Consider the following 25,927-nt stretch of genomic DNA (forward strand, 5'->3'; position numbering starts at 1 on the left):
GAGTGGGAATGTGAGAAATAGGGACAGAATTGTGTTGGATAAATACCTTCCCCGCAGTAAGCGGGTAAGGATGTGCCTGCTCTGGGCGTATGACATGGCGGCAGTATGGATTTGCGCCTGTCTGGCCCTGGGGCTTAGGTTTGATTTGGATTTTTACAGTATACCTGCAGCGTATGTACAGGCCTTACGGATATATGGGTTGCTGCAGATGGCGGTGGTTACCCTGGTATTTTATGGCGGACGCCTGTATGCCATCATGTGGGGCTCTGCGGGAACCCGGGAGATGCTGGAAGTGGTTCTAATCTGTAGCATTGCAGCGCTGGCCCAGCCCGCGGGTATATTGATATCCGGGCAGCGGATGCCCAGAAGCTATTATCTCCTGTGGTTTATCCTGATGGCAGGAGCGGCTATATGCGGCCGCGTCAGCTTTCAGGTCCTCCAGAGGACTGTGAACAGATTGAACCGCGCCTGGAAAAAAGAGTCCGCGCCCCAGGTGATGGTGGTAGGAGCAGGCCAGGCGGGAACCCTCATTATCCGGGAAATGAAGGCCAGCGGGAAAATCCACGGCTTCCCGGCGTGCATCGTGGACGACGACAGGGACAAGCAGGGAAGGTTCGTAGACGGTGTCATGGTAGCCGGTACAAGGAACGACATACCGGAGCTTGTGAAACAAAAGAATATTGACGCCATATATGTGGCGCTGCCCTCAGCGCCGGGGGATGAGATAAAGGACATTCTGGGCATATGCCAGCAAACAGGATGCCAGGTTAAGTATCTGCCCGGTGTATATCAGCTGATGAATGGTGAGGTAAATATATCCAGACTTAAAAAGGTGGAAATAGAGGATTTGCTGGGAAGGGAACCGGTGCAGGTCTGTCTGGACGAAATCATGGGTTATGTGCGCGGTAAGGTGGTCCTTGTCACAGGCGGGGGAGGTTCCATAGGAAGCGAGCTGTGCAGGCAGCTGGCAGGCCATGGGGTCCGGCAGCTCATTATATTTGATATGTATGAGAACAATGCCTATGAAATCCAGCAGGAGCTGAAACGGAATGTTCCGGACCTGGACCTGGTGGTGCTCATCGGCTCCGTCCGCAACACCAACCGCATGGATTACCTGTTTCGCACGTACAGGCCGGATATTGTTTACCACGCAGCGGCCCATAAGCATGTGCCCCTGATGGAGGACAGCCCCAACGAAGCCATCAAGAACAATGTGCTGGGAACCTATAAGACTGCCAGGGCAGCCATGCAGTACGGCGCCAGCCGTTTCATCCTGATATCCACGGATAAGGCGGTGAACCCCACCAATATTATGGGGGCCAGCAAGCGCCTCTGCGAGATGGTCATACAGATGTGCAACCAAAAGAGCGGCACTGAGTTTGTGGCGGTCCGCTTTGGAAATGTGCTGGGCAGCAATGGAAGCGTGATTCCCCTGTTTAAGAAACAGATAGAAAACGGGGGGCCTGTGACCGTAACCCATAGGGATATCATACGGTATTTTATGACCATACCCGAGGCCGTAAGCCTGGTGCTGCAGGCCGGCGCCTATGCCATGGGAGGGGAAATATTTGTGCTGAACATGGGGAAACCGGTGCGAATCCTGGATATGGCCGAGAACCTAATCCGGCTGTCGGGGTATGAACCCTACAGGGACATCGACATCCGGTTTACAGGGCTGAGACCGGGAGAAAAGCTTTACGAGGAGCTTCTCATGGATGAGGAGGGACTTCAGAGGACCGGAAATGAAAGGATTTTTATAGGAAAGCCCATTGAGATGAATTACGAACGGTTTGAGAAGGGACTGGCGCGCCTGGATGAGGCCGCATGGCTGGAGAAGGACAATATCCGGGAGCTGGTCCACGAGATGGTGCCGGAGTACCATTACAGGGCGCAAGAGGATGCCAATGGGGCAATGACAGACCAGGACGAGGTTTTGGCACAGGCCGCCGCCGGTATGGAGCCTGGCTGTGGGGAAGGAGCCGGACCGGAACCGGGGGATGGTATAATGCCTGGGGTGAAATCTCCGGCAAGGAGCAGGAGAGAGCTTCATAATGCAATGGCAGTATACAACACATTACAGGATGCAACAATGACAAAATAGGGAAATACCATTATTTAGTTTCCTGAAACAAATCACGCAAAGGAGGGTGCCGGTGTGCCGGAAAAGCCCAAAGTATACATACAGACATTTTATGGTTTCGATGTTTTTGTTAACGGCAGCGTAATCTATTTTCCAAGCAAAAAATCCAAGGAACTTTTGGCCATCCTTGTGAACCAAAGGGGAGGAAGCGTGTCGTTGGCGCAGGCGGTACATATTTTATATGGAAATATTAAGGAAAGCACGGCCAAGAAAAATATCAGGGTGGTGTATCATCGGCTGCGAAGGACGCTGGAGGAATATGGATGTGAAGAAATGCTGATTCATAAAAGAGGCATATTTTCCATTCATACAGAATGGTTTGAATGTGATTTGTACGAGTTCGTGAAGGGAAATGAAGCCTATCTGACCGCCTATACAGGAACCTATATGGCGGAATATCCCTGGGCCTCTGCCACCATACCATATCTGGATACGATGTATGCCAGGATAAATGATAATGATAAAACCCGTAGGGTAGTTTACAGCGAGGAATCGAGCGGATGAAGATGAATACACGGATGCAGGTGAAAACTCTGATGCATATAAAAACCCTGATACAGATGATTATATGCATATGGGCAGCCCTTGTCATATCCGTCATACCCGTATATGGGGCGGACGGATGGCAGCAGGATACCGCACTGCAATGGATTTATATGGAGCATGATAAGAAGGTGGTAAACCGGTGGGTTACCTGGGAGGACGGCACTCCCAGGTATCTGGGCGGCAATGGTCTGATTGTCACCAACAACTGGGTGAATGTGGAGGGGGAGCGTTACCGCATAAAGGAGGACGGTTCCCGCTATGAAAATGGATGGTTCAGCGTCACATCCAATCCAAGCCTGCCTTCTGGAAAGCCTTCCACGGCCTGGTATTATGCCGGGGCTGACGGGAAAATCCTGGTTAACGGCTGGCATGAGCTGGGAGGAAGGTATTATTACTTCTATCCGGGAGGCAATTCACCCAGAAAGGCTTTTTTTACAGCAGAGGATAAGCGGTATTACGTGGATGAGGAGGGAGCCAGACCGGAGCCGGGCTGGTTTTCCACTGAGAACGTGGACAGCAAAGGGAATCCCTATGTGAACTGGTATTATATCCAGCCGGATGGTTCCCTTGTGACGGACGGATGGCATGAGCTGGACGGCATAACCTACTATTTTGACAAAAACGGCAATTCCCCCAGGAAACGCTGGGTCAACATAGAGGACAACCGTTACTATGTGGACGGCACAGGGGAGCTTATGAAGGGCTGGTTTTCCATCACCGGAACATCCTCCAACGGCCAGGAATACACCAATTGGTACTATGGAGATTCAAACGGCGTACTGTGGCGTGGAGGATGGGGAGCCATCGACGGAAAATGGTATTACTTTGACCCAAACGGCCTGAATTACAGGAAGCGCTGGTATATAGACAACGTCAAGGGTGACCGGTATTACCTGGATGAAGACGGCGTGCTTCAGGATAAGGGATGGTTCAAGATTGATAATGTCAACAGTGTTACCAAGGCAGTGACAGAGAACTGGTATTATGCCGGGGAAAACGGGGCGGTGTTAAAGGGCGGATATAAGACAATTGGGAATAGGGAAGCAGAGAATACGGCGGCAGCGGAAAGGACTTATTATTTCGATGCAAACGGGCTGAACTACCGGAAACGCTGGATAACGGATAATAACGGTGACAAGCGTTATATGGGTGATGACGGGGCCATGAAGAAAAAAGAATGGTTTGTCATCAGCGGCCTGGACTCCAGGAATGCGGATTATAATAACTGGTACTATGCGGAGCGTGACGGAAAGGTCATCGTAGATAAGTGGCATAAGATTGACGGGAAGTACTACTGCTTTAACGCCTCCGGCGTTATGCGCAAGGGCTGGCTTACAGAGACTCCGGAGGATGACGACAAGGAGAGCTCCTATTACTACTGCGCAGAAGACGGAGCCAGGGCAACGGGATGGCAATGGCTGGAGATACCGGAAAGCTGGATGGATAATACCGATGTGGCGGATTATGTACAGGAACACGGACAGTATGCTTACTTTTACTTCAGTACGTCCTCGGGAAAGAAGAAACGGTCCGAAGGCGGTAGGCAGGAAAAGGATGTGGACGGCATCACCTATTGTTTTGACAGCTACGGCATCATGTATCCCGGGTGGGTAAAAATGAGCAGTACTGTGCCTGAAATCAAGGGATACCGTTATTTCTACCAGCCGGAAACAGAAAAGGATAAGAAGTATATTCCCGGAGAAAAGGTGGAAAGCGCCTGGCTGAAGTTAGAGGGCCCTCCGGACGCCAGCGGTTCAGGCCAGAAGGAGTGGTATTACTTCGATAATACAGGAAAGCCGGTGTGCGGCGGCGAGGACAGCTATGAGATAAAGAAAATCGGCGACGGGTATTACATTTTCGATATGTTCGGTGCAGCACAGTTCGGTCTGGTTGAGGTAAAGGGCGACTTTTATTACTGCGGCACAGAGGATGGGGACAGGAAATGCATGGTGGGGAAAGCCATGGTGGATGACGGCGTCAGCGCCACCCGTTCACAGTATTATTTTGATATCAAGGGCAAGGGTATCACAGGTATCAAGGACGGTTATGCATACTATAAGGGGAAGATGCAAAAGGCAGATAAGGCTGCCCGCTATGAGGTGTTCGATATTCCGGGGGAAGGGAAATGCCTGGTGAACGCATCCGGGAAGGTGATGAAGAATACAAAGGTGACTGACGGCAACGGCCAGAAATGGGAGACCGGGGCCGGCGGGAGTATTAAGGTTTACGGGTCGGATGAGGTTGCGGAGCTGGAGGTGCCGGAGGCTACGGTGTCGTATTAGAGATAGAAAGTTGGGATGTTTAGGATGAGGGAAGCGATACAGAAGACGAACCATTTGTTCGCGGGTTAATAGATGAAGAGAATAAAAGAAATGAAAACAATAGAAAAACAGTGAAAAAAGGCAGACATGAATTATCAATGTGATTAAAGGGGTTACCATTCTCGGCTAATTGCCGTATTTTAGCTCATATATGAACCCGCTGATTAGATAAATGTTGAATGCGAGAGGTAGAAAAGAGAAATGATGATTAATCCGTTTAAAAACAAAATTTGGCTGTCATCGCCCACAATGCACGGTGACGAATTGAAGTATGTTACCGAGGCTTATGAAACAAATTGGATGTCCACTGTAGGAAAGAATATTAACGAAGTAGAGCGATTGATTGCTGAAAAGGTTGGTGTCCGATATGCAGTCGCATTATCGGCAGGAACAGCATCTCTACATCTTGCCATGAAGCTTGCGGGAGAAGCTATGTATGGTCAGCCTGAAATCGGAAAAGGAGCGTTAAACCAACGAAAAGTTTTCTGCTCTGACGTTACGTTTGATGCTACGGTGAATCCGGTAGTCTATGAGGGCGGTATCCCTGTTTTCATTGATACCGAGCGTGACACCTGGAATATGGCCCCTGTGGCTCTGGAAAAAGCATTTGAAATTTACCCGGATGTCAAGGTAATCGTTGTCGTACATCTGTATGGAACACCGGGAAAGCTTGATGAAATTAGAACGATAGCTACTGCCCATGGAGCTGCCATCATAGAGGATGCGGCAGAATCCCTGGGCGCTACTTATAAAGGAAAACAGACCGGCAGTTTTGGAGACTATGGCTGCATCAGTTTCAATGGAAATAAGATTATTACCGGTTCATCCGGTGGAATGTTCCTGACCGATTCCAAAGCGGATGCTGAAAAGGTACGCAAGTGGTCAACGCAAAGCCGGGAAGCAGCTCCTTGGTATCAGCATGAGGAGCTTGGCTATAACTACCGTATGAGCAATGTGATTGCCGGAGTTGTGCGTGGGCAGATACCATATTTGGAGGAGCATATCGCAAAAAAGAAAGCCATCTATATGCGATATAAAGAAGGTCTGAAAGACCTTCCTGTGCAGATGAACCCTTATGATGAAAAGAACAGTGAGCCGAATTTTTGGTTGAGCTGCATGGTGATTGATAAAGATGCCATGTGTGAACAGGTTCGCGGGGAGCAGAAAGCGCTCTACATAAGCGAACCGGGTAAAAGCTGCCCGACGGAGATTCTGGAAACTTTGGCCAAGTACAATGCAGAAGGTCGTCCAATCTGGAAGCCGATGCACGAACAGCCGTTTTTCCGAATGAACCCGTTTATCACTAGTGAGGGAAATGGCAGAGCCAAAACGAATGCCTATATTAAAGGCGCCTGTATGAATGTGGGCATGGATATTTTTGAAAGAGGTTTGTGCCTGCCCAGTGATAACAAGATGACTGTTGAGGAGCAGGAGCAGATTATTGAGATTGTTAGAAGTTGTTTCTGAAGCCCTGAAACATAAATGGGCAAGAAACATGAAGAAAAAGATAACATTGAAAGTGCTGTAGGAGGACGAAAGGATATGGGGCATAAAAAAGGCTTTTTTGAAAAGCACATAAAACGTCCCCAGGATTTTCTGTGTGCATTACTTGCGTGTATTGTTTTAAGCCCTGTCATGCTGGTGATTGCGATTCTGGTAAAGATAAAGATTGGTTCCCCTGTCCTGTTTGTTCAGGAAAGACCGGGATTACATGGAGAGATATTTAAGCTGCACAAGTTCCGGACGATGACCAATGAGAGAGGTGAAAATGGAGAATTACTGCCGGATGAACAGCGCCTTACACCTTTTGGAAAACGGCTTCGTTCTACGTCGCTGGATGAACTACCGGAACTGGGGGCTATCCTGTCCGGACGGATGGCGGTTTGCGGACCCCGGCCGCTTTTGTCAAAATATCTGCCACTCTACAATGAGCATCAGGCGAGACGGCATGAGGTCAGACCGGGCTTTACTGGGTTGGCACAGGTAAATGGAAGGAACTTTATTAGCTGGGAAGAAAAGTTTGATTTGGATGTGGAGTATGTAGACCACATTACATTTCTTGGTGATTGGAAAATCATCTTTAAGACTGTATGGACTGTATTGAAACGAGAAGGAATCAATTCTGAAACCTCTGCAACCATGGAAGAATTTAAGGGTACAGAAGCTGCTGAAGTAAAAGATAATACAGAGGTATAAATATGAGAAAATTGGCAATTATCGGTGCAAGTGGTCACGGAAAGGTAGTTGCAGATATTGCAAGAAAGAACGGTTACAGTGAGATTGTTTTTTTGGACGATGATGAGAGAATCCATGAATGTGGAGGTTATCCAGTCACAGGGAAAAGTGCCGAAGCTGGAATGATAGATGCTGATGTAATCGTTGGGATTGGCAATGCAAGTGTTCGGAGGCGGATACAGGAATCCATTCCAGATGAAAAACTGATTACACTCATTCATCCGGATGCAGTTGTTGCGGAAGACATTGTAATAGGTACAGGAACTGTAGTCATGGCTGGCACTGTCATCAACCCGGGAGCAAGGATAGGAAAGGGCTGCATCATCAATACCTGTTCGTGCGTAGATCATGATTGTGAAGTGAGCGATTATGTACATATCGCGGTGGGAAGCCATTTGTGCGGGACTGTCTCTGTGGGAAATGAAACATGGATTGGTGCAGGAGCAACCGTCAGCAATAATGTTTCTATCTGTTCCAACTGCATGATTGGTGCTGGATCAGTAGTAGTGAAGAATATTGATTTAGCCGGAACATATTTTGGAGTTCCGGCAAGAAACACTATCTAAAAGAAACGGAGTAAAACGATGGCATTAACATTGATGTATATTACAAATAATCCTCTTACGGCGCACATTGCGCAGGAAGCAGGTGTTGATCGTATCTGGATTGATATGGAATACATAGGCAAGGATGAAAGACAAGGCGGGATGGATACGGTCAGGAATCATCATACTATTGATGATATAAAAAAAATGCGCCCGATTGTTACGAATGCGGAACTTATGGTCAGAGTAAATCCGTTACATACGGCTGCTGAGGATTATTGTAGCTCTGAGGATGAGATTAATCAGTCTATTGAGGCAGGTGCTGATGTAATAATGCTTCCTATGTTTAAAACCGCGGATGATGTTAAGAAGTTTGTGAGCTATGTCGATGGCAGGGCAAAGGTACAGCTTCTTGTGGAAACAGCCGAAGCCGCAGCTAAAATTGATTCTATTCTGGAAGTTCCAGGAGTTGACGAGATTCATATTGGACTAAATGATTTACATCTTGCTATGCACAAAGCTTTCATGTTTGAACTGATTTGTGATGACACGGTTGCAAGTCTTTGCAAAAAAATCAAAGCAAAAGGCATCAAATATGGATTTGGTGGAATTGCTCGAGTTGGGTATGGGATGCTTCCGGCAGAGCATATTATTGCAGAACATTATCGTCTTGGTTCAACAGCAGCTATTCTCTCCAGAGGCTTCTGTGATGCCAATATTGTAAAAGACCCTATGGAGATTGAATCTATTTTTGTAAAGGGTGTAAGCGATATAAGGCTGAAGGAGCATGAGGTTGCTCAATATAGTGAGGAACAATATCTGAAAAACTTGGATATAATTCGAGAAAAAGTTTCGGTAATAGTAGCAAATAAAAAAGGAAAAGGATAATTTAATGAAAAAGATTTGCATGATAACTACAGTGTCGTTGACACTTAAGGTTTTTGTTATGGAAACAGCTAAATATTTACATAAACAATGTGGTTATGATGTAACTCTGATTTGTGATAATGACGAAGAATTTAAGATTTCATTGCCAAATTACATACATTATATCCCTGTACATATGGCAAGAGGTGTAGATATTACTGGCATAAAGTCCATTATTGAATTTATTAAAATCTTTAGAAATGTAAAGTTTGACATGGTTCAGTATTCCACGCCGAACGCTGCCTGTTATGCAAGTATTGCAGCTAAAATAACGAAGGTTCCTGTCCGGTTATATTGTCAGTGGGGGATTCGTTATGTTGGAATGGACGGAATATCTCGAAAAATCTTTAAAGCCATTGAGAAAATGGTATGTAGAAATTCAACCGATATCCGGGCTGTCAGCCCAATGAATAAGGCATTTGCAGTATCAGAAGGACTTTATCCAGAAGAAAGAGCTATTGTTGTAGGAAAAGGCGGTACGATTGGTGTAGATATGCAGCGGTACGATATTTCAAAAAAGGCAGACTATCGTTCCGCAATTCGCAATCAATACGGTATATCTGATGAAGCTTTTGTATATGGTTTTGCTGGGCGTGTTTCGGTGGATAAGGGCTTTACAGAATTACTGACAGCATTTCGGATAATTAGAGAATCGGAGCCGAATGCGAAGCTGTTTATCGTTGGCTCTATGGAAGATAATTGCGATGTTCCGGTTGAGATTTTGGAGTGGGCGAGAAAATCAGAGCAGGTTGTTATGACCGGAATGGTTGACGGGTCGAAGATGAATGAATACTATTCGGCAATGGATGTATTGGTTCACCCGACATATAGAGAGGGGTTCGGAATGGTGCTTCAGGAAGCTGGCGCATTGGGAATTGCCATGATTACTACAAAAATCCCTGGCGCTTCGGAGGTAATGGAGAATGGAATCTCTTGTGTACTCGTAGAGCCGAAGAATATATCTGAGCTTGCTAGTGCAATGAAAAGGTTGATTTCGGATGTAGGACGGACGAAAGAGATTGGGCAAGCAGCATTTGAAAGAACAAAGCAATATTATAATCGCCCAATTATGCTTGAAAATCAAAAAGCAGACTATGAAAAGCTATTAAGTAAACGAGGAACTCAGACATTATGAGAATTGTATTAACAGAAAAGGATTTAGATAATAGTGGATTTCCCTCTGATGTACGAGTGATGAAAATTACATATAAAACCATAGATGCTTATGACCATAACAGCGATGTTATTGCAATTGCTGGTTCAAGAGCAATTGCGATTAAGGCTGACAAGATGGATTTTCCTGGTTTGAAGTTTTTTCAGTTAACAAGTGCTGGATTTGATGAAGTGCCATTGGAAGAATTCAGAGATAGAGGTGTGATGGTTGCAAATGCCGGAAGTACATATAGTGTTCCGATTGCAGAAACTGTTGTGCTTGGAATGCTGCTTATGGCAAAAAAACTTCACTCAAATCCGAACAATCGTCATGCAAAGATTCAACGTCACTATATTGAAATCCAGGAACTGTATGTAAAGAAGGCCATTATTCTGGGGGCTGGTAGTATTGGGACGGAAATTGCCAAACGTCTTTCCGGGTTTGGCATGATTGCTGATGGATATGCCCAAAGGGAAAAAATAAGACCTTATTTCAATCGCGTTATTTGCGGACGTAAAGCTTTAGCTGAAGAAATTGGAAACTATGACTATGTAATTTCTACTTTGCCGGGCAGTGAAAGTACAAGAGGTTTTTTTGACAAAGAGCTGCTCAGCAGAATGAAACAGACTTCGGTGATTGTGAATGTAGGACGAAAAGCAGTATTCAAGGAGGATGATTTCTTTGCGGCCCTAAAGACCGGGTCTATTGGCGGAGCGGTTCTGGATATGTTTGAGAGTATCCCCAATCCGGTTACGAACAGATTCAGAAGGCTTCGCAATGTTATCATATTGCCGGGCGTAGCAGCCATTTCACAGGAAGTTAATGTACGATTAAAAACGTATTGTGAAGCGAATATATTATCTGCTATAGAAGGAAAAAAGGTAATGGGTATAGTTAATGAGGTAGAATAAATGTTTTTCAGTATTATAATTCCAATCCACAATTCAGAAAAATATCTGAGACAATGCATAGATAGTATATTGGCACAAACTTGCAGGGATTTTGAAGTTATTTTGGTCAATGATGGATCGGAGGATGATAGTCCGAGAATTTGCGACCAATACTGCGACGAAGATACGCGATTTCATGTAATCCACCGAAAACAAGGAAAAGGAGCCGCATCAGCTCGAAATGCAGGAACCAATATGGCGTCAGGAGACTACATTGTCTATATTGATAGTGATGATTATATAGAAGATGTAATGTTCCTGGATGATATAAGGGAACAGGCAGAAAAGGGATATGATGTCATTTGTTATAAGTTCAGAAAATATTATGAGGATACTGATGAAATGACAGCCTGCACTTTTTCAATGCCAGTACCAATGGAGAGTGAAACAATAGGAGACTATGTAAACAGACTCGTGAAATGTGATGCGTTTTACTGTGCGCCTTGGACAAAAGCCATTCGCAGAAAAATCCTGGTGGATGGAGGAGTTGAATTTAAAGAAGGGCTGTTGAGCGAAGATCAAGAGTGGTATTACCATGTTTTGATTGGAGCAAATTCTATTATTGGCATTGACAAGAGCTATATTATATACAGGCAGCACAAGAGTTCCACTTCAGTATCCTGGACAATGAAAAATCTTACAGACACAATTAGCATAATCACGTTTTGGAAGAAAGAAATAGAAAGAATTAATTTACCAGATGACTATAAAAATTCAATTTTAAATTCAATGGCAAAATTATACTGCAATTTGCTTATTGGGTATACAAGGTATTCTAATATTGATAAGAAAAGCGAGTATAATAATTTGAAAAAATTGGCTGGATTGATGGATTACCACAGGAATCCGAGAGTTAATACTTTCTATAGAGTATATAAGGTTGGCGGATTTACTGCATTGATGATGGTATTGAAGATAATTTGTAAGTTGAGGTAGTTATAGATGAAGAAGGAAGATTTCCCAAAGGTATTGGTTGTTACAACGAATGCTTGGAGGGATAATACAGGAATCAATACACTGATAGAGTTTTTTAAATGCTGGAATCCAAATCGTATTGCACAGATTTATACAAAAGCAACGTTTCCTAAAACCACGGTTTGTAATAAGTTTTTCAGTATTTCAGAGAATGCTGTCATGAGAAGCGTCATGAACAGAAGCATTACGACGGGGAAAGAAGTTCATAACGAGACTGTTGATTCAATTATGGACAATCCATCAGCAAAAAAAGAACAAAAAATATACTCTTCCTATAAGGGTAAAGTAAGGGAATTATTGTCCATTTGCAGAGAAATTGTTTGGAAATATGGGAAATGGAAAACCGCAGAGCTGGACTATTTTATTGATGAATTTAATGCAGATGTGCTGTTTATTCCGATTTATCCAACAATATATATGGGAAGAATCCAAAAGTATATTATTAGCCGCACTCAAAAACCTGTGGTGTCCTACTTAGCGGATGACAATTATACCTACAAGTCTGTACATAAAAATCCCATTTCTCTGATTCACCGACACATTCTGCGTAAATATGTCAAGTACATTATTGAACATAGCACGAAGCTAATGGTGATTGCACCAAAACAGAAGGAAGAGTATGACAGGATTTTTTGTACGGATAGCGTAGTCATGACGAAAGGGATTGATTTTAATCCGTTTGAGTCTTATCAAGCCGGAAATCCGATTAAGATGGTATACACGGGTAAGCTGATTATCGGCCGTTGGAAATCTCTTGCAGCAATTGCGGAGGCTTTTGGAGGAATCAATCGGGATGGTATTAAGATTACGCTTGATATTTACACCACAGATTCTTTGACGGATGAACAGACCAAATTGCTGAATCGTAATGGCTGCTCTGTTAAAGGTGCTTTGACATTGGAACAGGTGAAGGCGGTTCAGAAAGAAGCGGATATTCTTGTTTTTGTGGAGAGCCTTGAGAAGAAGTTCAGAAACACAGCCAGACTTTCCTTCTCTACTAAGATTACGGATTATCTGAGAAGTGGCAAGTGCATTTTTGCAATCGGAGATAAGGACATTGCACCGATTGATTACTTTAACCGGTATGACTCCGCAGTGACGGCTATCAGCTACGAGCAGATTTCAGAAAAACTGACTGAACTGGTGAATGCTCCGGATTTAGTTTTAGAGTATGCAAAAAAAGCATACGATTGCGGAGTGGAACACCATGAACGTGGGCGTATGGATAGTATTCTAATCCATACAATCGAACAGGCAAATTTGAAGCAGCGGGGGAAAGGTAATGGAAAATAAAATTACAAAATCCGTGTATCCGGGAATTGACATCGGAAAATTTTTTTGTGCATTTTTGATTCTATTTTACCATTATTTTAGCGAGCATGGTTCACTGCCAGGTCTATTGGAAGAAGCGCTTTCGCTGTATGCTGTAGCCGTAGCGCTCTTTATGGTCATCAGTGGATTTCTTCTTTATAATAAACTTGAGGGGATTTATAACAGAGAAGAACGCTGGAGTATTGTAAAAAAACAGGTTTTGAGAATTTACAGAATATACCTTTTGTGGAGCATTCCTTATTTGCTTTTTACAATTTTACGCTGGGACTGGAATTCTATATCTGCTGGTTTTGTCTTATGGAAAATTCAGGGGTGGGTTTTCCAATCTACCTTTTATACAATCTGGTTTATGCCAATGTTGGCAATCGGCACACTGCTGACTTTTTGGCTGACTGAAAAACTTCCCAATGCCGCTGTTAATGTGTTAGCAGAAGCCTTGTTGATTCGAAAAATATCGGGAGGGCATACAGGAATTGACTTAACAATTATGATGATTCCTACGGTATTCTGTATTTTAGGGTTTCTGATTTCAATCCGTTTGCCAGATGGAAAATATGCAAGATGGATGCGAAACATGAGTATACTGATTTTTATGAGTCAGAGACTATTTTTGACAGTATTACCGCAGTGTTTTCCGGTGGTGTTTTTCTTTGTATTTATGAATAAATATATTGGAGCAACAGCGATTATCTTGGTGACTGTTCTTTTTTCATCGCTTGTTATTCAAATATCAAAAAAGAAAGCATTTTTCAAAAACTATATTAACCCTATAGTGTAAAAAACTGAATACTACAGGATAAGTAGAAGTGTGCGCCAAATGCTGTATTTGCGGGGCGAATAAAATGCAAAGGGAGATTGAGTCATGAAAGTAATGCAAATAAATGCAGTATATGCTTCTGGAAGTACAGGGTATATTGTTAGTGATATTCATACACTTTCGATTGAGAATGGAATTGATTCATACGTTGCATATTCTACATCACCTTTGTCGAGAAACGAAATTGTTAATGGATATCAAATAGGAAATACTTTTGGGAAAAAGATTCATGCTTTATTGGGAAGGATAAATGGGAAGCAAGCATACTTTTCCAAAATTGCAACATGGAATTTATTAAAGTATATTGAAACAGTAGAACCGGATATTGTGCATTTACATAATCTACATAGTAACTTTATCTATCTAAATATGCTCCTTGACTATTTAGCGAAAAAAAGAATAAAAACAATTATTACATTACATGATTGCTGGTTTTATACGGGTGGGTGTTTTCATTATGCATCTGCAAGATGCGATGGGTGGTTAAAAGAATGCGGTCACTGTCCTAAGAAAAAAAAAGATACCTCCGCATTATTCTGTGATGCTTCAAAGAAGATATTAAAGGATAAAAAGAAGTATTTGTCTAAGGTAGATGATTTAACAATAGTTGGAGTGTCTGAGTGGATATCGCATGAGGCAAAGAGGACTTTTTTGGGATGCAAAAAGATTATTACAATACATAATGGAATTGATACAGATTTTTTTAGGCCAAGTTTTTCTGACTTTAGAATAAGGAATGGGATTGGAAATGAAAAATTTGTGATTTTAGGTATAGCAAATAAATGGTTATTACCAATTAATCAGACATTATTAACTGCGATGATTGATTTTTTGTATGAAGATATGGTTTTTGTTATGATTGGCTGTACAGAAAAACAGAGACAGATATTACCCGAAAAAATCAAGGCATTTCCCTTCATTTTTGACAGAAGCGAATTGAGAAATATTTATTCTGCATGTGACGTATTTACGAACTGTACATGGGAAGAATCTTTATCTTTAGTTAACGTAGAAGCACAAGCTTGTGGAGTTCCTGTCGTCACATATTCAGACACTGGGGTATATGAAACAGTTGATGGTATGTCTGGTTTTAAAGTAAGAAACGGAGACATTAAAGAGTTTTTAGATGCGATTCAGACAGTAAAAAATAAGAAGAAACAAAGCTATTCTAAAAAATGCAGAGAGTTTGTTATTAAGGAGTTCAATAAGGGGACAAACTATAAGAAATATTTAGAATTATATAAAAATGAGTGTGTAATATGAGTGAAAATAGAAATAATCGAATTTTAACGATAGACACGATATTTATAGTGTTCTTTTCAATGTATTATATATTGCCTTCGGTTTCGGCAAAATTGACATTCCTTTTTCCGTTAGCACTTGTCTTTGTTTATATTGTGATAGGTACAATACGAAATGGTATGAAATTGTCGACTATTATTGTAAAATATTTATTTCTAATCGCTTTTATATCATTCTTGTACATGATTTTGACTGATGCAAGTTCAATCGCTGCTGATGTATCAGACCGAGGATTAAAAAGGTTTTTGAGTAAATATTATCAAATGGCTATGATGTTTTTTCCTCTACTTTTTCTAAAGAGAATAATAGATTTTTCTCCTTTTAGAGTAAAAAAAATTGTACTTATTTTCTCGTATGCACTTTTTGCATATGTAATGCTTTTTACGATACAAGAACTAAGAATTAATCCAAATATTACAAGAGCGTGGGCAGGATTCAAAGAAAACAGTGCAAACAATGTTGCAAATTATTATTTCGTTTATGCAATACCTTTTACAATAGCGATAAGCACTATGTTGGCGTGTAAAGCAAAAAGAGTCGTGATTAAAGCAATTATGGTAGCGCTGATTATCTATCAGGTTTATTTTTTGCTTTTGGCACAATATACGTTATCCGTTTTAATATCGATTATTGGTATTTGTGCAGAAATATATTGTAATACTAAGCCTGGAAGAAATAAAACAGTCCTTGTATTGTTATTTGCTATACTTGCAATTTTATCTCCGTGGCTTTTAAAAACGGCAGCATCACACGTGCCGTCTGAACAGATGGCAATTCGACTATATGAGATTTATTATTTCTTAGTGGGAGGTGATGTATCAGGATACAATTTGAACGGACGAATGACATTATATACTGAAACCATAAAAGCTTTTTTGAAATCACCATTTTGGGGTAATAGGCATTTGGATTTTGATGGTCATGCAACATTCCTGACTGTATTATCAGATTTGGGATTATTAGGGGGCATTCCATTCTATTATTTGTATTTTTCTTCACAGAAAAGAGTGAGAGCGATTATTAATGATAAAGGTAATTGCTACTGGCCTGTTTTTCTAATGTTGGCTTTAATGGGATTTACAAATCCTATACATACAGCACTACCGTTAATGTATGTAGTATGGTTTTTAGTGCCATTATCAATCGAAACCTTTATGGAATATGAGGAGATGACTTATGAAATCGTGGAAAACTGATGTGTCTGTGTTGCTTATCTTTTTCGTAAGAGATGATACTTTTGAAAGAGTTTTTGAAAGTGTAAAACAGGCAAGACCAAGAAGATTATTGCTTTGGCAAGATGGGCTGAGAGAAGGAAACAAAGGAGATTTGGAAGGAATTAAGAAATGTCGAAAAATTGCAGAGAGTGTGGATTGGGAATGTGAAATTTATAAACATTATAACGAGAAGAATCTTGGTTGCGATCCATCTACTTTTTTTGCTTTTAAGTGGGCCTTTTCTATAGTTGATAAGTGTATTATTTTAGAAGATGATCAGGTTCCGGGACAAAGCTATTTCATGTTCTGTAAGGAACTTTTAGATAAGTATGAGTTTGATGAAAGAATAAGCCATATTTGTGGTTATAATATATTCGGAGTTGCAACATGGTGTCCGAATGATTATATGTTTGCGTATACCGGTTCTGGTGCATGGGCAAGTTGGCGTAGAGTAGCAGATTCTTGGGAAGATAGGTATGAATTTTTGCACGATGAGTACGCTCTTCATAATCTAAAGCAAAAATACGGAAAAAGAAGTGAATCGTGGATAAAAACTGCGATTAGGCACGAAAAAACGGGTAAGGAGTATTGGGAGAGCATAGTTGGTCTGGGTTGTGCTATTAATTCACGTTATGCAATAATTCCGAAATACAATCTTGTTCAGAACCTGGGAATATCTGATAATGCAACACATAGTTCAGTGAATGATTTGAGATTGATAGGAAAGGATGAACAGAAACTATATTTGCGAAAAGGTGAGGAAATTACATTTCCACTTAAGCATCCTACGTATTTTATTCCAGATAATGTTTATATGACAATGCTAGATAAAAGGAACAACATGCTATTCATTGTTAAGGGAAAGACTCAAATGGTGATAAATATGATTAAATATAGAAAATTTGATTTATTATTAACAGCTATCAAACGAAAAATCACATCGAAAATTAGGAGGTAGGGTGGTGATTCCTGATTTCTAGTATTATACTCATCAATCTAAGCATATGATTCAATGGTTGGAGGGAGGGCTGTTGAGTATGCATAGTTGGGAAATAGATGTTGCTGTTATTGGCTATTTTTATTTGCAAAGGTTTATAAAACAGAGAGCAGACATGCCTCTGGATTTGTAGGGTCTTGTGTTTATATTGTAGTGATAAGAATACTGTTAAGGATATTATGCATTTGCTGAAGTTAAAATCATTTTATCCTTATGGAATGATAATTGAGAAGGATTAATATGAGTAAATACACGGTTTGTGGATATGATATTGACATATTACATGATAGAATGCTGAAGATTGCAATTGAGGTTGATAAGATTTGCAGGGCTCATGGATGGAAATGCTCGTTATATGGGGGATCTGTATTGGGAGCTATTCGCCATGATGGATTCATTCCATGGGATCATGATATCGATATGTGTATGCCCAGAAAGGACTATGATTGTTTCGTCAAATATATGATGAGACATCCAATTGAAAAGATTTTTTTTAGCAATTATAAATCTGAGAAACGATATCCAAATAGTTGGGGTAAGGTTAGATTGAATGGTACAGTTTTTGTGGAAAAAGAATTGTCAACGCTCAAAGAGTTGCATAATGGGGTATTTATCGACCTGCATCCAATTGATAATGTAACGCCCCTGACGATTAATTTGCAGGTGAGAATGGCAATGTTTTGGTCATGTATTGGGAAGGTCAAGAGCGGAATTTATTCTGGCTCAAAAAAAAAGATACAAATTTATAAAATGTTTTCATGGTTACCATATGAAATAATTAATACTTTTCGGGAATTTGCAATGAAGGTCTTAAAACCGTTTAAAACAAAATATGTCTATAAGGTGGCTCATCCTAATAATGGTATATATGTGATTGAGAGAAGCACTTTTGAAGATTTAATGGAACATCAATTTGAGGGGTATCAATTTTTTATTCCAAGAAATTATGATGAATTCTTAACAGAGAGATATGGAGACTATATGCAGATTCCACCGGAATCAGAAGTGCATGAATGCTGTACATCGATAGTGGAGTGTGAATTATGAGCTTTAATGAAGAATTATTATCAGTTATTATCCCGGTATATAATGTAGAGACTTATTTGAAAGCCTGTATAAATTCTATTATTAACCAAACATATAGGAATATTGAAATTATTCTTGTTGATGATGGGTCTACAGATATGTGTCCACAAATTTGTGATGAATATAAAATGCTTGATTCTCGGGTAAAAGTCATTCATAAGAAAAATGGAGGTCAAGGCTCAGCCAGGAATATGGGTATTAATATTGCAACCGGAAAATATGTGGCGTTTTGTGACAGTGATGACTTTATTGAACCTAATATGTATGAATCATTAATTACATCATTAGTCAATACGAATAGTGAAATGGCGATATGCGGATTTATAACCCATTCAGGTATTAGAGTAGTAAATTCAAAAATTCCAGGCAAGAATTATGTATGGGGCTCAACTAAAGATATTATAAGAGAGTACTTTAATTCAGCATATATTACGGGAAGTCCTTGCAATAAAGTATTTCTAAGACATATATTTAAAGAAGTTAGATTTCCAGAAGGAGTAGCTAGAGAAGATGTGTACATAATGCATCATGTTTTTGATAAATGTAATAGAGCGGTTCATGTGGGTGAATGTTTATATCATTATAATATTCGTGAAGGAAGTAACGAGCATCAATTGTTTCATCCTAAGTATTTAATCTCACTTGAAATTGCAGATGAGAGATGCAATTTTATAAAAAATAGTTATCCTGAGTTATTACCTTTAGCACAGAAATCATGTTATGGTGCAAGAATTTCTGCAATTAAAAAAATAACCAGGTCGCACATGATTAAAGAATATAGTGAAATCTATAATAGATTGATTGATTATTTAAAAAAGAATGAAGCACCGACTAGGAATTATCAAAGAATAAGATTTTTTATTTTATACCTACCGTTTATATATAAAATTGAAATGGATTATAAGTATTATTGGCGAAAAAAGATAAAAAAAATTATTCTTAGATTAAAAAATAATGAGGTTTAGTGAAAAGAATATGATGAGTGAGAATACAACAAAGCAGATACGTTTTGGTGCTGTACTTTCTTACGGTCAAATGATAATGAGCATTATTGTAGGAATAGTTTATACTCCTATTATGATTCGAAAATTTGGTCAAAGCGAGTATGGATTGTATAATACAGCAGCTTCAGTTATTTCAATGCTTTCAATTTTGAGCCTTGGATTTGGTAGTGGATATCTAAAGTTTTATGCGCAATATAAAACCGTTGATAAAAAGCAATCTATATACAGATTAAATGGCTTGTTTATGATTGTTTTTTCGATAATTGGGATTGTAGCGCTGATAATAGGTCTTTTTTTGACGACACATTTGGAAATGGTTTATAATGATGGTCTTACGGATAAGGAATATAGAATAGCTAAAATTTTAATGCTTTTATTGACTCTTAACTTGTCGATATCATTTCCAATGAGCGTATTTAACACAATTTTGTCTGCTAATGAAAGATTTATTTTTCAAAAAATAATAGGTATGGGAAAAACAATTGTAGCCCCTTTGCTGATAATCCCACTTTTATTTGCAGGATATAAATCTATTGTAGTTGTTTCGATAAATGTTCTGCTAGCAATAATAGTAGATGTGCTTAATATTTTTTATGTTATTCATATTTTACATGAGAGATTTATTTTTTTTGGTTTTGAAAAGGGCTTGTTTAAATCTATGTTTGTCTATACATCGTTTATTTTGATAAATACTATAGTTGGGCAAATTAATTGGAATATTGATAAAATATTATTAGGACGTTTTCAAGGGACTGCATCAGTGGCGATTTATTCTGTAGCGTCATCATTACATATATATTATGAAAATTTTTCTACATCTGTATCGAATGTTTTTAGAACTAGAGTTCACGTTATTGTGAATAGTTTTAATAACGATTCACTAGAACAAAGAAATCAGCTAACAACATTGATGATAAAGGTAGGGCGCATTCAGTTTGTAATTTTAGGATTGGTTTTTACAGGATTTATTTTTTTTGGCAAACAGTTTATTGTAAGATATTGGGCAGGAGCAGATTATGCGGAATCGTATAGCATAGCGATTTTATTAATGCTGTGCTCATCAATTGTTTTAATACAGAATGTTGGAATTGATATTCAACGTGCTTTAGATAAGCACAAATTTAGAAGTATTGCGTACTTATTTATGTCCGCTATTAATCTGGTTGTGACAATAATTCTTTGTAAAATTTGGGGTGCTTTAGGAGCAGCTATAGGAACAGCAATGTCAGTTATTATAGTAGATGGTCTTATTATGAATTATTATTATTTTAAACAGTGTAATATTGATATTGTGTTGTTTTGGAAAGATATTTCACGAGAAAGTTTGGGATTAATATTGCCAATATTATTCGGAATATTCTGTGTGTATATAAACCAGATTAATAGTATGATTATATATTTATCTACTATTATTTTGTATATTATTATATATCTTGTTTCTATATATGCTATATCCTTAAATCGGGAAGAAAAAAATTATGTAAACAGGATTCTATCAAAGTTATATAGGAGAATAGTATGAAAAGAGAATATATAGAGTTGTTAAAAATACCTGAAGCTGTACGAATTCCAATTTTTGCCGGAAAGCTTTATCAGTTTTTATCAAAAAAAGAAAATGTATTAATTCAGACTGAATGTATAACAGAGAATGCTTTGAATTCAAAAAAAAGATTAGAAAAGGTTATTGCATCAATGACTTCTTTTCCGGCACGTATCGAATATGTACATATTGCATTGAAATCTCTAATGACTCAAAGTTACAAACCTGATCGTATAATTCTATGGTTAGCAGAGGAACAATTTCCAGAACATCATTTGCCGAGGCAATTGCTAGAACTACGGAATTATGGGCTTGAAATCAACTGGTGTGAAGATTTATATGGACATAAAAAGTACTATTATTGCCTTTTGAATCAACAACCAGACGAAGTTATTATAACTTTTGATGATGATATTATTTATCCTGTTGATGCTATAAAACGCTTAATGGATAAACATATTCAATATCCTGACTGTATAGTCTGTGAACGTGCTCAAGCTATAGATTATGAAAAGGATGGCACGCTGAAAAATCCAGGAAGATGGAAAACAATTTCCAAGATTGGATGCAAGCAACCATCTTATAGCCTGAATCCGTCGCCCGGAGGCGGTTGCTTAATTCCGTATAATGGTTTTTACAAGGACGCAAAAAATGCAAAGAAAATTAGAGAGTTGGCGTATAAAAATGATGATTTGTGGTATATGTTTATGGCCGCTGAAAATAGGACCAAGACAGTAAAAACACAGAAATATCACAAGCCATTTTCTTTAATTAGTGGGTCACAAGCGGTGCAAATGGCCACAGAAAATGTTTTGGGGAATCGAAACCAAATTATTATGGATAGGCTTAGCAAAGAGTACCCAATGGCTTATGAGCGGATTTTACATGATGAGGATTGAACAATATGGAGAACGAGAAGATTTTTGATAAATTTCTTCAGATAACCCCATTCATATGTGCGTTAATGGTTGTTGGTATCCATTCGTACAATGGGGGGAGTGGTATCACTGCGCGAATAGAGGGAAGCCTATCTCATGGTTTATTTACAGCAGCAGTTCCAATCTTTATGTTTCTTTCGGGTTTTTTGTTCTATAGAAATGCAGAAACTTTGAGAGATGTAATTGCAAAACAGAAAAGAAGGTTGACGAGTGATTTAATACCGTTTTTGGGTTGGTCTGGACTATATTATTTTATTTTTACGTCTGCGCATGCTTTGTTGACTTCAAATAACGCAGAGATACATATATGTATTGGTACCATCATCAAGGGGATTGTTTTTTATAAATATGTTTTCCCAATGTGGTTTTTGTTCCAGTTGATAGTATACATTGTGCTTGCACCAGTCCTTTTTAAGTTGCTGAAGAATACAAAGGTATCTTTGTTTGTCTTATGTATTGCTGCATTTTTAGCATACTTTAAGGTTAGCTGGGCAGTAGATGTTGATAATGACATTAGAACGATATTCGCCTTCAATTTCTTTTTCTATTATTTTGCAGGCGCAATCGCAGTGAAACATCAAGAGCGTTTTATTAGGGCTATTAATCGCTTGGCAAGGTTCCCATTGGGGATAATGGGAATCATTCTAATTATAGTCAAAATATTTACCCCATAGACTACAGTATACATTATGTGGATATTGTAGAAAAGTGGAAAATATATTACTGTATAGACAGGAGTGTGTATGATGTACAATGGAGATTGTGAGGTATACATAATTAGATATTTTAATGTATGGTTTTATTTATTTGCTAAAACAGAGACAGATAATTATAAGATTAAAATGCTAGGAGAACATATAAGTGCTGGTAATTCTATGAAAATGAAAGATATTCATTGGTGGTGTACCAGACATAGCATAAAGTACCAGATGGAATTTGAATACAGAAAAGAGTATCCAATTCGAGCTAATATATGGAATTTTTATTCATACTGTAGATTTAAGTTGGCAATGTCTTATCCCAATAGTGGAAGAATGGGCCCAAAATAAAACATGAAAGTGCAGATGGTATAAAAAAGGCAATTTTTTGTCCAAGTTGCTTCCAATATGTGGTATAATTGAAAAAAGTATTGGCAGGAGGGCTAAAGATGGAAATTGTTTTTCAAACAATAAGAATCATTGATTATGAGAATAATGTTGTTTATGTACGGGATACGCCAGAAACATTTTCTGACTATGTGAGAACATTGATTACTTATATAAATGATAATTCCTCTATTAGAGAATATCATACACGGTCAGCTAATACAGAAGTAATAAGCTGTATTTTAGATATAGTAAAAAATCAGATAGATGCCAATTTTGTAACAGATAAAATGGATTTTATAGCTAAAAGACTGTTATTAAAAGAGCAAGAAGCACAAACTTCCGTGGCACATATGAATACAAATGTACAAAAAGGTAGTTTAATACAAGCTCTTATGTACGATGAAGAGATGGATGAGCATATATATTTGCTGGCTAAGGTGGAACATACCGATTTTGTAGACGATGAAGATTTTAGCTTTAAATCCGGATTTTCAAAAGATAAAACTAAACTTTGGAAGTCCTGTACTTTTAGAATTGACGATCCCAATGCAACTAATTTTTCAGCAAAAGTATATTCTAATAATATTGCAAAGTATTGGTATGATAATTTTTTAGAATTAGATCAAGTTGTAAGTGACGAAGTAAATACAGATAAAGCATTTCGTGCAATAGATAGTACATTAAATAGAAATGTAAAAGGTATTGCACCAAGAGATCACACACTGCTTAGAAATACAATGATTACATATTTTAAGTCTAATGATTATATTGATTATGACACTATGATTCAAAGTACATTGGAAAACTATAAACCAACGGAATTGGAACAAGATAAAATGGAAAAAGTATTAGAAAAGATACGGGAATTACCAGAGAAATACAAATTTGATAAGCAGTTTAACACGGTACCATCAGTTATAAATGCCCGTATTAGAAAGGTTTATGATGTTTGCCACGGTGTACAGTTAAGAATAACGGATGCTATAGACGATTTTGATGAAACTATAAAAGCATATAGAGATAATGATGGAAATAGATATATACAAATAAAAACAGATAATGATTTGACATTTAGAAGATTTTCAAATAAATAAAACAAGAGGAGGGGGATTATGCTTACAGAGTTGATTCAGGCAGCAACAATAATAGATAGTGTCGTTTCAGAAAGAATGAAAGTATATGAAGCCTCCTTTAAATTTGAGGTTAAAAATGCTCCAGAGTATGGGTATTTTTTGGATATCATAAATTCCGTTTCACAAAGAGATAAAATAAAAATAGTTTTGCAAGATGAAACAGAACAGGTTTATGATTTTTCATTAGGTAATGAAGAGGATTATAAGGGGTTTATTAACGACACATTAGAAGATGAAATCATAAATGTTAAAGTAAAGATTGATAAGGAAGTGGTTAATAATCATTTTTCTATTTATGCATTTGATGAATTTGTTAAAGATATACTTTCTTTGTCTTTAGAAGAAGTTATGATTGCATTCTCTAATTTATTAAAACAGTCATCAAATTATTTAGTGTTTGACGTATATAGTCCCGTTGCAATGTTTGCAACTAAAACTATGTTTTTTGTACCCAATGGAAATGGTATGGTAAATACTGAATTTAACAGAAAAAGAAGAATGGAGGAGTGCAGGGAGGTTTCATACTTTTATAATTTTGACATTTTTGAGGTGCTGCCGGATGATTTTAAAATTACGATTGATTACGAAAACAACCCATTAAGAGAAGTATTTCAAAAAATTATGGTTTTATTATCTATCAGTTTTATTGCAACATCATCCACAATAAGTAATAGTCAACTTAAAGGTATAATAAATGGTCAACGTACAATGGAATATTGTTGTAATATAAGTGAGCTACCAGATAACAAGATCTTGTACAGTATTTACAATTGGATTTATACAGATGGGAATCCAATTGATAAAGCAATCATTGTTAGAAACGTAATTAGTTTGCATTGTAAGTACGTTTCCATAACGGAAATCGATGAAAAAGTTATGGCTTCAATACAGTCTAATTATAACCTTTATTTAAAAGAAAATGTAAAGGCGTATTTAGAACTAAAGAATAAAGTTGCGGAATTTATAAGCGATACCGTTTCAAGAACAGGAGAATATGCGACTGGATTATTAGATAAATTTAAGTCAAATATCATTGCTATATTTGGATTTTTGTTTACTGTGATTTTGGCTAATATAGTGTCAAATCAGCCATTAGATAATCTTTTTACAAAAGAAATTACTATTATAGTAGAATGTGTTTTACTGGGTTCTTTTGTATATTTAATAATATGTTACTGTCAATCACGTTATGAAATCAAAAAAGTATGGGACAGTTATGAACAACTTAAACTTAATTACAAAGACATATTAACAGATGAAGATTTATCAGAAATATTTGGTAATGATGAAATGTTAGAAAAAATGAAAAGCTCAATTCGTAAATCCGAAAAAATATATTTAAGTCTATGGATTATATTTTTGCTCGGATCAATTATTGTAGTTGAGAGTTTAAGTGTTTGTCCAGTATATCCTAATATATTAAAAACTTTGGAGTATATATCAGAGTTGGCATTAAGATTTTCAATAAAAAAATAATTATTATATAAAATGGAGGCAAAATTAATGTTTTTTGCCTCCATTTTTTAAGAACTATTAAGTTAAAAGTAAAAGGCAATCATGCTTTATTTATCAAAGTGTGATTGTCTTTTTTGTGCTTAAAAACGGATGAAAATGTAAAGGAGGAAGAATACAATGATTCGATTTATGAGTGATACACGTTATGCTGGGCTGGAAAAGGAAATGC

General features: G+C 38.3%; 22 protein-coding genes. All 22 read left to right on the forward strand.

Annotated features, from left to right (window positions below; all coding sequences use genetic code 11):
- The first annotated feature begins 70 nt into the window (after positions 1–70).
- The 22 genes from FGS84_RS22910 (at position 71) to FGS84_RS23020 (ending at position 25,719) form a co-directional block, all read left to right on the forward strand.
- On the forward strand, positions 71–2,101 hold the full coding sequence (locus FGS84_RS22910; RefSeq protein ID WP_243130044.1) for a nucleoside-diphosphate sugar epimerase/dehydratase: 2,031 nt from the start codon (positions 71–73) through the stop codon (positions 2,099–2,101).
- Between the two features lie 54 nt (positions 2,102–2,155).
- Positions 2,156–2,644 carry a hypothetical protein gene (locus FGS84_RS22915; protein WP_138310638.1) on the forward strand — a complete coding sequence of 163 codons (489 nt, stop codon included), beginning with the start codon at positions 2,156–2,158 and terminating at the stop codon, positions 2,642–2,644.
- Entirely contained in the window at positions 2,641–4,968 is a 2,328-nt protein-coding gene (locus FGS84_RS22920; RefSeq protein WP_138310639.1) for a hypothetical protein, read from the forward strand. The genes FGS84_RS22915 and FGS84_RS22920 overlap by 4 nt, the downstream gene beginning before the upstream one ends.
- Before the next feature lie 240 nt (positions 4,969–5,208).
- Entirely contained in the window at positions 5,209–6,474 is a 1,266-nt protein-coding gene (locus tag FGS84_RS22925) for a DegT/DnrJ/EryC1/StrS family aminotransferase (protein WP_171042701.1), read from the forward strand.
- Positions 6,475–6,549: 75 nt separating this feature from the next.
- The gene (locus FGS84_RS22930; RefSeq protein ID WP_138310640.1) at positions 6,550–7,203 is read left to right on the forward strand and encodes a sugar transferase; all 654 of its coding nucleotides are present in this window, start codon (positions 6,550–6,552) and stop codon (positions 7,201–7,203) included.
- Positions 7,204–7,205: 2 nt separating this feature from the next.
- Positions 7,206–7,808, forward strand: a complete 603-nt coding sequence (locus FGS84_RS22935) for an acetyltransferase (protein WP_138310641.1) — start codon at positions 7,206–7,208, stop codon at positions 7,806–7,808.
- 18 nt (positions 7,809–7,826) lie between these two features.
- A complete protein-coding gene (locus FGS84_RS22940; protein ID WP_138310642.1) occupies positions 7,827–8,675 on the forward strand; it encodes an aldolase/citrate lyase family protein in 849 nt (282 codons plus the stop codon).
- A 19-nt stretch (positions 8,676–8,694) separates the two neighbouring features.
- Positions 8,695–9,849, forward strand: a complete 1,155-nt coding sequence (locus FGS84_RS22945) for a glycosyltransferase (RefSeq protein WP_243130042.1) — start codon at positions 8,695–8,697, stop codon at positions 9,847–9,849.
- Positions 9,846–10,778: an NAD(P)-dependent oxidoreductase gene (locus tag FGS84_RS22950; RefSeq protein ID WP_138310644.1), complete on the forward strand. Its 933-nt coding sequence runs from the start codon at positions 9,846–9,848 to the stop codon at positions 10,776–10,778. The genes FGS84_RS22945 and FGS84_RS22950 overlap by 4 nt, the downstream gene beginning before the upstream one ends.
- Positions 10,779–11,753, forward strand: coding sequence for a glycosyltransferase family 2 protein (locus FGS84_RS22955; RefSeq protein WP_138310645.1), 975 nt, complete (start codon positions 10,779–10,781; stop codon positions 11,751–11,753).
- 6 nt (positions 11,754–11,759) lie between these two features.
- Positions 11,760–13,085 (forward strand): glycosyltransferase family 4 protein, encoded by a 1,326-nt coding sequence (locus FGS84_RS22960; RefSeq protein ID WP_138310646.1) that lies wholly within the window; start codon positions 11,760–11,762, stop codon positions 13,083–13,085.
- Complete coding sequence (locus tag FGS84_RS22965; RefSeq protein WP_138310647.1) at positions 13,075–13,902, forward strand: acyltransferase; 828 nt, start codon at positions 13,075–13,077, stop codon at positions 13,900–13,902. The genes FGS84_RS22960 and FGS84_RS22965 overlap by 11 nt, the downstream gene beginning before the upstream one ends.
- Positions 13,903–13,986: 84 nt before the next feature.
- Entirely contained in the window at positions 13,987–15,204 is a 1,218-nt protein-coding gene (locus tag FGS84_RS22970; RefSeq protein ID WP_138310648.1) for a glycosyltransferase, read from the forward strand.
- Positions 15,201–16,439 carry a hypothetical protein gene (locus tag FGS84_RS22975; protein ID WP_138310649.1) on the forward strand — a complete coding sequence of 413 codons (1,239 nt, stop codon included), beginning with the start codon at positions 15,201–15,203 and terminating at the stop codon, positions 16,437–16,439. Before FGS84_RS22970 ends, FGS84_RS22975 begins: the two co-directional genes overlap by 4 nt.
- Positions 16,420–17,415, forward strand: coding sequence for a hypothetical protein (locus tag FGS84_RS22980; RefSeq protein WP_138310650.1), 996 nt, complete (start codon positions 16,420–16,422; stop codon positions 17,413–17,415). The genes FGS84_RS22975 and FGS84_RS22980 overlap by 20 nt, the downstream gene beginning before the upstream one ends.
- A 279-nt stretch (positions 17,416–17,694) precedes the next feature.
- Positions 17,695–18,501, forward strand: coding sequence for a LicD family protein (locus FGS84_RS22985; protein WP_138310651.1), 807 nt, complete (start codon positions 17,695–17,697; stop codon positions 18,499–18,501).
- On the forward strand, positions 18,498–19,505 hold the full coding sequence (locus FGS84_RS22990; protein ID WP_138310652.1) for a glycosyltransferase: 1,008 nt from the start codon (positions 18,498–18,500) through the stop codon (positions 19,503–19,505). The genes FGS84_RS22985 and FGS84_RS22990 overlap by 4 nt, the downstream gene beginning before the upstream one ends.
- A gap of 10 nt (positions 19,506–19,515) precedes the next feature.
- Entirely contained in the window at positions 19,516–21,066 is a 1,551-nt protein-coding gene (locus FGS84_RS22995) for an oligosaccharide flippase family protein (RefSeq protein WP_171042702.1), read from the forward strand.
- Entirely contained in the window at positions 21,063–21,983 is a 921-nt protein-coding gene (locus FGS84_RS23000) for a hypothetical protein (RefSeq protein WP_138310654.1), read from the forward strand. The genes FGS84_RS22995 and FGS84_RS23000 overlap by 4 nt, the downstream gene beginning before the upstream one ends.
- A gap of 5 nt (positions 21,984–21,988) precedes the next feature.
- The gene (locus tag FGS84_RS23005; RefSeq protein WP_138310655.1) at positions 21,989–22,696 is read left to right on the forward strand and encodes an acyltransferase; all 708 of its coding nucleotides are present in this window, start codon (positions 21,989–21,991) and stop codon (positions 22,694–22,696) included.
- 473 nt (positions 22,697–23,169) lie between these two features.
- Complete coding sequence (locus FGS84_RS23015; RefSeq protein ID WP_055650592.1) at positions 23,170–24,204, forward strand: hypothetical protein; 1,035 nt, start codon at positions 23,170–23,172, stop codon at positions 24,202–24,204.
- An 18-nt stretch (positions 24,205–24,222) separates the two neighbouring features.
- Positions 24,223–25,719: a hypothetical protein gene (locus FGS84_RS23020; RefSeq protein WP_055650593.1), complete on the forward strand. Its 1,497-nt coding sequence runs from the start codon at positions 24,223–24,225 to the stop codon at positions 25,717–25,719.
- Positions 25,720–25,927: the final 208 nt, after the last annotated feature.

The organism is Clostridium sp. 1001271st1 H5 (genome assembly GCF_005845215.1).
Taxonomy (GTDB): domain Bacteria; phylum Bacillota; class Clostridia; order Lachnospirales; family Lachnospiraceae; genus Enterocloster.

What these genes read in the sequence shown, in the direction of transcription:
- FGS84_RS22955 (WP_138310645.1), top strand. Translation starts at nt 10,779, where the DNA reads ATGTTTTTCAGTATTATAATTCCAATCCACAATTCAGAAAAATATCTG.
- FGS84_RS23015 (WP_055650592.1), top strand. Translation starts at nt 23,170, where the DNA reads ATGGAAATTGTTTTTCAAACAATAAGAATCATTGATTATGAGAATAAT.
- FGS84_RS22960 (WP_138310646.1), top strand. Translation starts at nt 11,760, where the DNA reads ATGAAGAAGGAAGATTTCCCAAAGGTATTGGTTGTTACAACGAATGCT.
- FGS84_RS22970 (WP_138310648.1), top strand. Translation starts at nt 13,987, where the DNA reads ATGAAAGTAATGCAAATAAATGCAGTATATGCTTCTGGAAGTACAGGG.
- FGS84_RS22995 (WP_171042702.1), top strand. Translation starts at nt 19,516, where the DNA reads ATGATGAGTGAGAATACAACAAAGCAGATACGTTTTGGTGCTGTACTT.
- FGS84_RS22935 (WP_138310641.1), top strand. Translation starts at nt 7,206, where the DNA reads ATGAGAAAATTGGCAATTATCGGTGCAAGTGGTCACGGAAAGGTAGTT.
- FGS84_RS22985 (WP_138310651.1), top strand. Translation starts at nt 17,695, where the DNA reads ATGAGTAAATACACGGTTTGTGGATATGATATTGACATATTACATGAT.
- FGS84_RS22925 (WP_171042701.1), top strand. Translation starts at nt 5,209, where the DNA reads ATGATGATTAATCCGTTTAAAAACAAAATTTGGCTGTCATCGCCCACA.
- FGS84_RS22920 (WP_138310639.1), top strand. Translation starts at nt 2,641, where the DNA reads ATGAAGATGAATACACGGATGCAGGTGAAAACTCTGATGCATATAAAA.
- FGS84_RS22990 (WP_138310652.1), top strand. Translation starts at nt 18,498, where the DNA reads ATGAGCTTTAATGAAGAATTATTATCAGTTATTATCCCGGTATATAAT.
- FGS84_RS22945 (WP_243130042.1), top strand. Translation starts at nt 8,695, where the DNA reads ATGATAACTACAGTGTCGTTGACACTTAAGGTTTTTGTTATGGAAACA.
- FGS84_RS23020 (WP_055650593.1), top strand. Translation starts at nt 24,223, where the DNA reads ATGCTTACAGAGTTGATTCAGGCAGCAACAATAATAGATAGTGTCGTT.
- FGS84_RS22950 (WP_138310644.1), top strand. Translation starts at nt 9,846, where the DNA reads ATGAGAATTGTATTAACAGAAAAGGATTTAGATAATAGTGGATTTCCC.
- FGS84_RS22980 (WP_138310650.1), top strand. Translation starts at nt 16,420, where the DNA reads ATGAAATCGTGGAAAACTGATGTGTCTGTGTTGCTTATCTTTTTCGTA.
- FGS84_RS22975 (WP_138310649.1), top strand. Translation starts at nt 15,201, where the DNA reads ATGAGTGAAAATAGAAATAATCGAATTTTAACGATAGACACGATATTT.
- FGS84_RS22930 (WP_138310640.1), top strand. Translation starts at nt 6,550, where the DNA reads ATGGGGCATAAAAAAGGCTTTTTTGAAAAGCACATAAAACGTCCCCAG.
- FGS84_RS22940 (WP_138310642.1), top strand. Translation starts at nt 7,827, where the DNA reads ATGGCATTAACATTGATGTATATTACAAATAATCCTCTTACGGCGCAC.
- FGS84_RS22910 (WP_243130044.1), top strand. Translation starts at nt 71, where the DNA reads ATGTGCCTGCTCTGGGCGTATGACATGGCGGCAGTATGGATTTGCGCC.
- FGS84_RS22965 (WP_138310647.1), top strand. Translation starts at nt 13,075, where the DNA reads ATGGAAAATAAAATTACAAAATCCGTGTATCCGGGAATTGACATCGGA.
- FGS84_RS23000 (WP_138310654.1), top strand. Translation starts at nt 21,063, where the DNA reads ATGAAAAGAGAATATATAGAGTTGTTAAAAATACCTGAAGCTGTACGA.
- FGS84_RS23005 (WP_138310655.1), top strand. Translation starts at nt 21,989, where the DNA reads ATGGAGAACGAGAAGATTTTTGATAAATTTCTTCAGATAACCCCATTC.